This window comes from Aeromonas schubertii, from assembly GCF_000820105.1.
GTDB lineage: Bacteria > Pseudomonadota > Gammaproteobacteria > Enterobacterales > Aeromonadaceae > Aeromonas > Aeromonas schubertii.
This window is the reverse complement of the sequence record NZ_CDDB01000021.1, coordinates 134,179-144,113: the sequence shown is the minus strand read 5'-3', so window position 1 is coordinate 144,113 and position 9,935 is coordinate 134,179. Positions and strand designations below refer to the sequence as shown.

Genomic DNA, 9,935 nt, shown 5'->3' with positions numbered 1-9,935 from the left:
TGTTAAAGAACAGCGCGATTTGCATCGCGACGGGAGTGGCATTCTACGCTTCCCGCCCGGTGAGTCAAGCCTTATTTTTCAAGGCTTTTTCACCCATCGACCGGCTCGCTGCTGTGGCGGCGTTGCCCTGTCGACGGAGGCGCATTATAGGGAGTTCAGTTCGGCTGGCAAGGGGAAATTTGCAAAAAAATGGCGTTTTATGGAAAACGCCACTCGAATGCTCTTTATTTCGACAACTTGCCGATTTTCGCCTCACCGGCGGGTCATAAACTCTCGGGCAAAGGCACGAACTTGGGGCCAGTCGGTAAACTCGATATCACGGCTGGTGTCCGTGCTCCCCCCGGTCAATTTCATGATGAGCTGAATGATCAGGGTCTGCCACCAGTTATAGCGAGAGTAGAGAAGGGCCCCGGCAAAGACAGCGAGCAATTTGGGTTTCCAGGGCGATTGGCGCAGGAACTTCTTCATATAAGCGTTGGTGGCCGGCGTCGCCTTCTCCGGCTTACGGGCCGTGAGGTTGACACAGAAGAAGGCCGCATTGGCTACCTCAAGCTGTTCCTGATGCGCATAGATGAAGCCCATCAAGCTGGGGTGGAAGTGGCCATAGCGAACAGAGGCACCAATGAGCACCTTGGCATACTTGCTCAAGTTGCACTTCGGCATGGCATGCAGATCCATCATAACCACTTCGTGGCCTGCCATCTCCTCGGCCATGACATCGACGATCTTTTTGGTTTGACCGTCCCGGGAAGAGTAAAGCACCAAAACCTTATCCATCAGCTACCTCAACTACGCCAGAATGCTGGAGTAAACAGTACCAGAAGCGTAAAAATTTCCAATCGGCCGAACAACATGGCCAGGATCATGATCCATTTTGCCGCAGCCGTACTCTCACCAAAGTGAAGCGCCACCTCGCCAAGACCCGGCCCCAGGTTATTGAGCGTGGCAGCGACCGCGGAGAAGGCGGTGAGTTCGCTCATACCGGTGGCGATCAGTCCCAACATGCAGAGCACGAAAATGGTGGCATAGGCGGCGAAGAAGCCCCAGACGGCCTCAATCACGCGCTCCGAGATCGCCTTATTGCCCAATTTAAGCCGATAAACGGCCCTGGGGTGAACCAGGCGCTTGAGCTCTCTCATCCCCTGCATGTGCAACAACATGATGCGCATCACCTTCATGCCCCCCCCTGTACTACCGGCACAACCACCGATAAACGAGGAGAACATCAGCAGCACAGGCAAGAACAGAGGCCATTCGGCATAGCTGGTGGTGCTGAAACCGGCCGTCGTCGAGATGGAGACCGATTGAAACAGCGCCTGGTCCAGAGCCTGCCCCGCCGATCCGTAGACATTGTGATCGACCAGGATCAGGAAACAGATGAGGGTCAACACCAGCTGCACCCCGAGGAAGACCTTTACTTCGGGATCCCGCCAATAGACTCCCAGCCGGGTTGGACCATGGGCAAAAGCCGCAAAGTGCAGGCTGAAGTTCACCCCGGCGATCAGCAGAAACACCACAGTAATAAGGTTGATCGCCGGGCTGTTGAAATAACCCATGCTGGCATCATGAGTGGAGAAACCACCGATCGCCACGGTAGAGAAGGAGTGGCAGATGGCATCAAACATATCCATGCCGGCAAGCCAGAATGCCAGGGCACAGAGGATGGTGATCAAGAGATAGATGTACCAAAGCGCCTTGGCGGTCTCGGCGATGCGTGGTGTCACCTTGTTATCTTTGACCGGTCCGGGTATCTCGGCCCGGTAGAGCTGCATGCCGCCGATCCCGAGCAGCGGCAGGATTGCTACTGCCAGCACGATAATGCCCATCCCTCCAAGCCACTGCAGCAGCTGCCGATAGAAGAGAAAGGCCTTGGGGAGGGTATCGAGCCCGGTCAACACGGTCGCCCCCGTGGTCGTCAGCCCCGAGAAGGATTCAAAAAAGGCCTCCGAGACCGTCATGGCCGGCACCTCTCCCAGCAGGAAGGGCAAGGCACCTATGCTGCCCAATACAGTCCAGAAGAGGACGACGATGAGAAAGCCCTCCTTGGCCCTCAACTCCCGCTTCTGATAGCGATTGGGGAACCAGAGCAGAAATCCGATGGCCAGAGAGAGGCAGAAGGCGAGCACAAACTCGATCCCTCCCCCATCACGATAGAGATAAGCCACCAGGGCCGGGAGCAGCATGGTGCTGCTAAAGATGCCGACCAGCAGACCGACGATACGGATCAGGCTCCGAAACTGCATTCGGGAAACATTCCTCCAGTGCGGTGACGATTCAGGATGAGGTGGTGAGGAGAAGCCGTCCCTGGCTGCGCTCAGTCAGTGAGACGACGACGTGAGGCAGGAGATCGTCGGGCCAGGCGAGCCGCAGGCTGACCCGGGCGCCGTAGTCGGCCACCTCGGTCACCCCGTCAAACTGCCCCTGTAGATACTCGATAAGCGCCATGTCTCCGTAATCACACACCAACGCCGTCGAGACCATGGCCCGTTTGAATGCTCTTGGCATCTGCCTCAGGGCCGCACCAACGCCGCCCCCATAGGCCTTGACCAGGCCGCCGGTACCGAGCAGAACGCCACCGTAGTAACGCACCACCACGGCGCAGACCTCCCCGACACCCGAGCCCATCAGCTGGGCCAGCATGGGCTTCCCGGCCGTGCCGGAGGGCTCGCCATCATCGCTGAAGCCATAGACCTGGCTGTCGTCGGGGGCTCCTGCAACATAGGCCCAGCAGTGGTGCCGGGCTACCGGATGGGCGGCCCGCACCTCGGCAATCCAGCTCCGAGCCGTGTCGATATCCGGAGTGTGGCGCAGCAGGGTAATAAAGCGACTCTTCTTGATCTCCTCGCTCCACTCCACCGCCTCCCCGGGTATGGGGTAGCCGCTCACAAGCCGGCCTGACGGGTCAGGTTCTCGGTCCCGTGTTCATGAAGCACCACGTTGTCCTCGATACGAATGCCGCCACACGGACGCAGGACCTCCACCCTGTCCCAGTTGATGGCACGACCGTGCTCGCCGGCCTGCAACGGGGCCAATAGAGAGTCGATGAAGTAGAGGCCGGGTTCGATGGTGAACACCTGGCGTGGCTCCATCACCCGGGTACAACGCAGGAAGGGGTGCGCCTCGGGGGCGGCCAGGTGAGTACCGCGCTCGTCTTGCATGAATCCACCCACATCGTGCACCTGCAGCCCCAGATGGTGGCCCAGCCCATGGGGGAAGAAGGCGGCCGTGATCCCGCTCTCCACCGCCCCTTCGGCCGACATCTCGACCAGCTCAAACTCCTTGAGCAGGCGGGCAATGCGTCTGTGCATCTGCAGATGCAGCTCGGTATAACGCAGACCGGCACGCATCTCACCGATGATCTCCTGCTGCTGCACCTCGAGGGCGGCGACCAGGTCGGCAAACAGACCGCGGCGCCAGGCCCAGGTGCGGGTGATGTCCGAGGCATAGCCGTGGAAGTCCACCCCGGCGTCGATGAGGAAGGAGTGGCGATCCACGTCGGCGATGCGCTGATGCGAGAGGTGGGTGTAATGGAGTACGGCCGCGTTTTCGTTGATGGCAACGATATTGCCGTAGGGGGCATCCAGGGCCCCCTGCCCGACCGCCTTCATATAGGCCAGATTGATCTCGAACTCGCAAGCTCCGGCCAGGAAGGCATCTCGCGCCGCCAAATGGCCGCGTACACCGATGCGGTTGGCCTCGCGCAGACATTCGAGCTCGTAGTCGGTCTTGTAGGCGCGATGATAGTGGAGATAGTTGAGCACGGCCTCCGGATTGGGCTGGCTAAACCCCAGCAGCTCGGCCACCTCCAGATGACCACCAAGATAAGCCCACTGTCCGCGCTGGGCCGGCAAGTGATCGGCGACCTGTTCGGGGCGCGTCAGGAAACGGATATCGAACTGCTCGACCCAGAAGGAGGTTGGCAGATCCGGTACCTTGTGCCAGAAGTCGACCGGTCGGTAGAAGAGCAGCACCGGCTTGCTGTGGCCATCGACCAGCAGCCAGCAGTGAGGGTTGTCCAGCACCGGCAGCCACGCCTTGAAGTGAGGGTTCACCTTGAAGGGGTAATCCTGATCATCGAGGAAGATGCGCAGGCACTGGCCGGAGTGGATGGCCAACCCCTCCAGACCCTGTTGGGCGAGGATGTCGCGGGTACGCCGCTGTAGGGTCTCGATATGTTGCGCATAGAGTTGGCTGTAGCTGCTCATGGATCGGGCTCCGGCTGGTTCAATCACACCAGCATAACATCTTGATGGCACAGGCTCGACCCGCCGCGCCACCGGTTCGTGATGTCACGCAAAGGTGACGCTTCCCGCCCCTGCGAAAAACCAGATTCATTAACAAATGAAAAACAAATCGATAAACTGCAGCCAGACCGTCGAGAAAGGGATCTCTCATGAACAGCGCCAGCCTGTGGCAACCGAGCCCGGAACGCATCCGCCACTCCAACATGTATCACTTCATGGAGCAGGTAAATCGCTTCCATGGACTCAATTTGAGTACTTATCCACAGTTGTGGCAGTGGTCAGTCGAGAAGACTACCCGCTTCTGGCCCCTGGTGTGGCAGCACTGCGGCGTGGTTGGGCGTCTGGGCAATACTGTCGCAGAGCACCGCCAGGAGATGAGCCGCACCCGCTGGTTTCCCGACAGCCGCCTCAACTTCGCCGAAAACCTGTTGCGTCGGGACGATGCCAGCCTGGCCATCATCAGCCGACTCGAGGATGGCTCCCGCCGTACCCTCAGCTGGCACCAGCTGCAGCAGGCGGTGGCACGTTTCGCCCACTGGCTACGGGCCGAGGGGGTGCAGCCCGGCGACGTAGTGGCCGGTTACCTGCCCAACATTCCCGAGACGGTGATCGCCATGCTGGCCAGCGCCAGCCTGGGTGCGGTGTGGACCTCCACCAGCCCGGACTTCGGGGCCGCCAGCGTCATCGAGCGCTTCGGCCAGACCCGACCCGTGGTGCTGATCGCCGGCGACGGCTACCGCTATGGCGGCAAGGCCATCGACATCCGCGACAAGGTAGCCGAGGTGGTCCGTGCCATCGACAGCGTGCGCCGGGTGGTGATGGTTCCCCTGCTGGGATTGAGTGAGTTCCCCCGGGAGTGGGTCGATTGGGATGCGCTGCAACAGGGAGAGGCTCCCCCGCTCACCTTCACCGAGCGCGCCTTCAACGATCCTCTCTATGTGCTCTACTCCTCCGGTACCACCGGCAAGCCCAAGTGTATCGTGCACGGCATCGGCGGCACCCTGCTGCAGCATCTCAAAGAACACCAGCTCCACTGCGACATCAAGCCGGGAGAACGGGTCTTCTACTTCACCACCTGCGGCTGGATGATGTGGAACTGGCTGGTGAGCGCACTCGCCTCCGGCGCCACCCTGGTGCTGTTTGACGGCTCTCCCTTCTACCCGGATGGCAAGGTGCTGTGGGATCTGGCCCGGGATGAAGAGGTCGCCCTGTTTGGTACCTCGGCCAAGTATCTTGATGCCCTGCACAAGCAGGGTTATGCCCCCATCCACACCCATGCCCTGCCCGCCCTGCGCCTCATCTGCAGCACCGGTTCGGTACTCTCTCCCGAGGGATTCGACTACGTCTATCAACAGCTCAAACAGGATGTGCAGCTCGCCTCCATCTCGGGGGGAACCGATATCTGCTCCTGCTTCGCCATCGGCAACCCCATGAGCCCGGTCTACCGGGGAGAGAGCCAGGGCCGTGGCCTCGGCCTCGCGGTTCAGGTTTTCAACGACGAGGGGCAGCCGGTACAGGGGGAGAAGGGGGAGCTGGTCTGTACCAAGCCCTTCCCGGCCCAACCCATCGGCTTCTGGGGAGATGAGAGCGGCGACAAGTATCGCGCCGCCTACTTCGAGCGCTTCGACAACGTCTGGTGTCACGGGGACTGGATCGAGCTGACCGAGCACGACGGCATCCTCTTCTATGGCCGCTCCGACGCCACCCTCAACCCGGGCGGCGTGCGCATCGGCACCAGCGAAATTTACCGCTACGTGGAGCAGCTCGACGAGGTGGAGGAGAGCATCGTCATTGGTCAACAGTGGCAGCAGGACGAGCGGGTGGTGCTGTTTGTGCGCCTGCGCGATGGCCTGATTCTGGACGATGCCCTGCGCGATCGCATCCGTCAGCAGGTGCGCAGCCATTGCACGGCGCGCCACGTGCCGGCCCGCATCGTCCAGGTAAGCGCCATTCCGCGCACAAAGTCGGGCAAGATAGTCGAGCTGGCGGTGCGGGAGGTGGTCCATCACAGGCCGGTGAAGAACACCCATGCCCTCGCCAACCCAGAGGTGCTGGATGAATACCGTGACCGCCAGGAGCTGGCCAGTTGATCCCGCTCACAATCTGATGACGGCGCCTGTGTGCGCCGTTTTTTTATGGGATCCGCACGACTAGAGCCTTTACACCAAACAGTGTTAAACGAATGTTTAAAATAGGTGTTGAAAATGTCGAGCATTGGATCAATATTGAGCTGCGTCCCCTCAGGGGGAGAACAAGGAGCCATCCCCGCAACCCGCCGGGAACAAGGAGACCCTCATGATCTACCAAGGCGAAACCCTGTCGGTCCGCTACCTGGAAGACGGCATTGCCGAACTCAGGTTCGACGCACCGGGTTCAGTCAACAAACTCGATCGCGCCACCCTGCTCTCCCTGAGCGAAGCGATCAGCGCACTACAGCAACAAACCGACTTGCGCGGCCTGATCCTCACCTCCGGCAAAGACGCTTTCATCGTCGGCGCCGACATCACCGAATTCCTCGAGCTGTTCGCCCTGCCGGATGAACAGCTGCTCGGCTGGCTGAAGAAGGCCAACGACATCTTCAACGCCATCGAGGATCTGCCGGTGCCGACCCTGTCAGCCATCAAGGGCCATGCCCTGGGCGGCGGTTGCGAGACCATCCTCTCCACCGACTTCCGCCTGGCCGACAGCACGGCCAAGATCGGCCTGCCCGAGACCAAGCTCGGCATCATGCCGGGCTTTGGCGGCACCGTGCGCCTGCCGCGGGTGATCGGCGCCGACAACGCCCTGGAGTGGATCACCACAGGTAAAGACTACCGCGCCGATGACGCCCTCAAGGTGGGCGCCGTAGACGCCGTGGTCGCCCCCGCCGCCCTGACCGCCGCGGCCATACAGATGATCAAGGACGCCGCCGACGGCAAGCTCGACTGGCAGGGCCGCCGCGCCGCCAAGAAGGCGCCCCTGCGCCTCTCCAGGCTGGAGGCCATGATGAGCTTCAGCACCGCCGCCGGCATGGTTGCCGCTGTGGCGGGCAAGCACTATCCGGCGCCGATGGCCGCCGTGAAGACGGTAGAGACCGCCGCCGGCATGGGCCGTGACGAGGCGCTGGCCGCCGAGGCCGCCACCTTCATCAAGCTGGCCAAGACCGACGTGGCCAAGGCCCTGGTCGGCATCTTCTTGAACGACCAGCACATCAAGGCTCTGGCCAAGCAGTCCGCCAAGAAGGCGAGCAAGGCCACCAACCACGCCGCCGTGCTCGGCGCCGGCATCATGGGGGGCGGTATCGCCTACCAGTCTGCCAGCAAGGGCATACCGGCAGTGATGAAGGACATTAACGAGAAGGCGCTGGCGCTGGGCATGGGTGAGGCCACCAAGCTGCTCAACGGCCAGCTCGAGAAGGGCCGCATCGACGGCATCAAGATGGGCCAGGTGCTCTCCGCCATCACCCCCACCCTCAGCTATGACAGCGTCAAGGGCGTGGATCTGGTGGTCGAGGCCGTGGTCGAGAATCCCAAGGTGAAGGCCGCCGTGCTGGGCGAAGTGGAAGCCGTTCTCGGTGACGACGCCGTGCTCGCCAGCAACACCTCCACCATCCCCATCTCCCTGCTGGCCAAGGGGCTCAAGCGCCCCGAGAACTTCTGCGGCATGCACTTCTTCAACCCGGTGCACCGCATGCCCCTGGTAGAGATCATCCGTGGCGAGCAGACATCGGACGAAACCATCGACCGTGTGGTGGCTTATGCCGCCGCCATGGGCAAGTCCCCTGTGGTGGTCAACGACTGCCCGGGCTTCTTCGTCAACCGGGTGCTGTTCCCCTACTTCTTCGGCTTCAACAAGCTGGTCGCCGACGGCGCCGACTTCGCCGCCGTCGACAAGGTGATGGAGAAAGAGTTCGGCTGGCCCATGGGCCCGGCCTACCTGCTGGACGTGGTCGGCATCGACACCGGTCACCATGCCGGTGATGTCATGGCCCAGGGCTTCCCGACCCGCATGACCAAGGATGGCCGTACCGCCATCGACGTCATGTACGAGGCAAGCCGCTTCGGTCAGAAGAACGGCAAGGGCTTCTATGCCTATGAGGCCGACAAGAAGGGCAAGCCGAAGAAGGTGGCCGACGCCGCGGCCTACGAGCTGCTGGCCCCCATCGCCAAGCCACAGCAGGCCTTCGACAAGGAGACCATCATCGCCCGCATGATGATCCCCATGATCAACGAGGTGGTGCTCTGCCTCGAAGAGGGGATCATCGCAACCCCGGCCGAGGCGGACATCGCCCTGGTCTACGGTCTGGGCTTCCCTCCCTTCCGCGGCGGCGTGTTCCGCTATCTGGACACCATGGGCCTGGATCGCTATGTGGCCATGGCCGACCAGTTCGCGGATCTGGGCCCCCTCTATCGCGTCAGCAACCAGCTGCGCGAGATGGCGGCCCAGGGCAAGACCTTCTACTGATTGCGGAAAGGAGACCCATTCATGAAAGACGTAGTCATTGTCGACTGTATCCGGACCCCCATGGGGCGGTCCAAGGGCGGGGCTTTTCGCAACGTGCGCGCCGAGGATCTCTCCGCGCATCTGATGAGCTCACTGCTCAAGCGTAACGGCGCCCTCGACCCCAACGAGATCGAGGACATCTACTGGGGCTGCGTACAGCAGACCCTGGAGCAGGGCTTCAACATCGCCCGTAACGCCGCCCTGCTGGCCGGCATTCCGAAGCAGGTCGGCGCGGTCACCGTCAACCGCCTGTGCGGATCCTCCATGCAGGCGCTGCACGACGCCTCTCGCGCCATCCAGGTGGGTGACGGCGACATCTTCATCATCGGCGGTGTCGAGCACATGGGCCACGTGCCCATGAGCCACGGGGTCGACTTCCACCCCGGCCTCGCCAAATCGGTGGCCAAGGCCTCCGGCATGATGGGGCTGACTGCCGAGCTGCTCGGCAAGCTGCACGGCATCAGCCGTGAGCAGCAAGACGCCTTCGCCGCTCGCTCCCACCAGCGTGCTCACGCCGCCACGGTGGAAGGGCGCTTTGCCAAGGAGATCGTCGGGCTGGAGGGGCACGATGCCAGCGGCGCCCGCTTCTTCTACGACTATGACGAGGTGATCCGCCCCGAGACCACCATCGAGACCCTGGGCCAGCTGCGCCCTGTGTTCGACCCGGCCAACGGCACCGTCACCGCCGGCAGCTCCTCGGCCCTGTCCGATGGCGCCGCCGCCATGCTGGTGATGAGCCTGGATCGCGCCCGTGCCCTCGGCCTCACCCCCCGCGCCCGCGTCCGTGCCATGGCGGTGGCCGGCTGTGACGCCGCCATCATGGGTTACGGCCCGGTACCGGCGACCCAGAAGGCCCTCAAGCGTGCCGGTCTGACCGTCGATGACATCGACCTGTTCGAGCTCAACGAGGCGTTCGCCGCCCAGTCCCTGCCCTGCGTCAAGGATCTCGGCCTGCTGGATCAGGTCGACGAGAAGGTGAACCTCAACGGCGGCGCCATCGCCCTGGGTCACCCCCTCGGCTGCTCCGGTGCCCGCATCTCCACCACCCTGATCAATCTGATGGAGGAGAAGGACGCCACCCTGGGGGTCGCCACCATGTGCATCGGCCTGGGTCAGGGGATCGCCACCGTGTTTGAGCGCATCTGAGTCATGTGCGGGGCAACACGGTGCCCCGACACAGTGGTGACACGCGGATCCATGCGCCTTATT

The 9,935-nt window shown here is 62.2% G+C and carries 8 protein-coding genes; 4 read left to right on the top strand and 4 right to left on the bottom strand.

Going from position 1 to position 9,935, the window contains the following annotated elements:
* Window positions 1–269, top strand: a 269-nt coding sequence (locus BN1133_RS20420) for a hypothetical protein (protein WP_231686238.1), incomplete at its 5' end; no start/stop codon positions are given.
* Here the strand turns inward: BN1133_RS20420 and hemG are convergent.
* Genes hemG through pepQ form a run of 4 tightly spaced genes read right to left on the bottom strand, consistent with a single transcriptional unit; the run spans window position 253 to window position 4,205 of the window.
* Entirely contained in the window at window positions 253–777 is a 525-nt protein-coding gene (gene hemG, locus BN1133_RS04610; RefSeq protein WP_050665374.1) for a menaquinone-dependent protoporphyrinogen IX dehydrogenase, read from the bottom strand. The two genes, BN1133_RS20420 and hemG, sit on opposite strands and share 17 nt — an antisense overlap.
* Before the next feature lie 8 nt (window positions 778–785).
* A complete protein-coding gene (locus tag BN1133_RS04605; protein WP_050665373.1) occupies window positions 786–2,243 on the bottom strand; it encodes a TrkH family potassium uptake protein in 1,458 nt (485 codons plus the stop codon).
* 31 nt (window positions 2,244–2,274) lie between these two features.
* Entirely contained in the window at window positions 2,275–2,886 is a 612-nt protein-coding gene (locus BN1133_RS04600) for a YigZ family protein (protein WP_050665372.1), read from the bottom strand.
* Window positions 2,883–4,205 carry a Xaa-Pro dipeptidase gene (gene pepQ / locus BN1133_RS04595; RefSeq protein WP_050665371.1) on the bottom strand — a complete coding sequence of 441 codons (1,323 nt, stop codon included), beginning with the start codon at window positions 4,203–4,205 and terminating at the stop codon, window positions 2,883–2,885. Before pepQ ends, BN1133_RS04600 begins: the two co-directional genes overlap by 4 nt.
* 188 nt (window positions 4,206–4,393) lie before the next feature.
* Here pepQ and BN1133_RS04590 point away from each other — a divergent pair, with 188 nt between their 5' ends.
* The 3 genes from BN1133_RS04590 to fadA all read left to right on the top strand — a co-directional run bounded on the left by BN1133_RS04590 (window position 4,394) and on the right by fadA (window position 9,872).
* The gene (locus BN1133_RS04590) at window positions 4,394–6,334 is read left to right on the top strand and encodes an acetoacetate--CoA ligase (RefSeq protein WP_050665370.1); all 1,941 of its coding nucleotides are present in this window, start codon (window positions 4,394–4,396) and stop codon (window positions 6,332–6,334) included.
* Between the two features lie 205 nt (window positions 6,335–6,539).
* A complete protein-coding gene (fadB, locus tag BN1133_RS04585; protein ID WP_050665369.1) occupies window positions 6,540–8,687 on the top strand; it encodes a fatty acid oxidation complex subunit alpha FadB in 2,148 nt (715 codons plus the stop codon).
* 21 nt (window positions 8,688–8,708) lie between these two features.
* Window positions 8,709–9,872, top strand: a complete 1,164-nt coding sequence (gene fadA, locus BN1133_RS04580) for an acetyl-CoA C-acyltransferase FadA (RefSeq protein ID WP_050665368.1) — start codon at window positions 8,709–8,711, stop codon at window positions 9,870–9,872.
* Window positions 9,873–9,935 lie beyond the last annotated feature (63 nt).

Coding starts and splice junctions, on each gene's coding strand:
- fadA (WP_050665368.1), top strand. CDS start 8,709: ATGAAAGACGTAGTCATTGTCGACTGTATCCGGACCCCCATGGGGCGG.
- fadB (WP_050665369.1), top strand. CDS start 6,540: ATGATCTACCAAGGCGAAACCCTGTCGGTCCGCTACCTGGAAGACGGC.
- pepQ (WP_050665371.1), bottom strand. CDS start 4,205: ATGAGCAGCTACAGCCAACTCTATGCGCAACATATCGAGACCCTACAG.
- BN1133_RS04605 (WP_050665373.1), bottom strand. CDS start 2,243: ATGCAGTTTCGGAGCCTGATCCGTATCGTCGGTCTGCTGGTCGGCATC.
- hemG (WP_050665374.1), bottom strand. CDS start 777: ATGGATAAGGTTTTGGTGCTTTACTCTTCCCGGGACGGTCAAACCAAA.
- BN1133_RS04590 (WP_050665370.1), top strand. CDS start 4,394: ATGAACAGCGCCAGCCTGTGGCAACCGAGCCCGGAACGCATCCGCCAC.